The organism is Oleiphilus sp. HI0132 (assembly GCF_001635845.1).
Genome location: NZ_LWGJ01000274.1, coordinates 1 through 707 on the forward strand (window position 1 = coordinate 1; position 707 = coordinate 707).

1 protein-coding gene is annotated in these 707 nt (G+C 44.1%); it reads left to right on the forward strand.

Going from position 1 to position 707, the window contains the following annotated elements:
• Positions 1-30 precede the first annotated feature (30 nt).
• Positions 31-707, forward strand: a 677-nt coding sequence (locus A3766_RS03350; protein ID WP_156508651.1) for a GTPase, incomplete at its 3' end; no start/stop codon positions are given.

Genomic DNA, 707 nt, shown 5'->3' on the forward strand with positions numbered 1-707 from the left:
CTAACGAATATAGAGATTAAAGGTAGATAGATGGTTCCTGTAATAGCGCTAGTAGGTCGTCCTAATGTAGGTAAATCTACCTTATTCAATCGTTTGACCAAAACAAAAGATGCAATTGTCGCAGACTACGCAGGCTTAACTCGGGATCGTAAGTACGGCTCTGGAGTGGCGTTGGATAAGAAGTTCATTACTATCGATACCGGTGGTATAAGTGGTGATGAAGTCGGGATCGATGCTGTCATGGCTGAGCAGTCCTTGTTGGCAATAGAAGAGGCTGATCTAATCTTCTTTGTTGTGGATGGCCGGGATGGATTGACCCCTATTGATGAAGAGATAGCTCGTCATATCCGACAAACGGGAAAACCTTATACCCTGGTTGTTAATAAAATTGATGGCCTTAATGCTGATACTGTTGCCAATGATTTCTACTCGCTGGGTATGGAGAAGCTGCGCTTAACCGCAGCCTCTCATAACCGCGGTGTTAAATCGCTGATCGAAGATGCAATGGAGGACTTCCCGGAACAAATCGAGGAAGATGATGAAGCAAATGGTTGTAAAATTGGTATTATCGGACGACCAAATGTTGGTAAGTCTACCTTGGTTAATCGACTGCTTGGTGAAGACCGTGTTGTTGTTTATGATCAACCTGGTACCACGAGAGATAGCGTCTATATTCCTTACGAACGCCGAGAAAAGCCCTATACCTT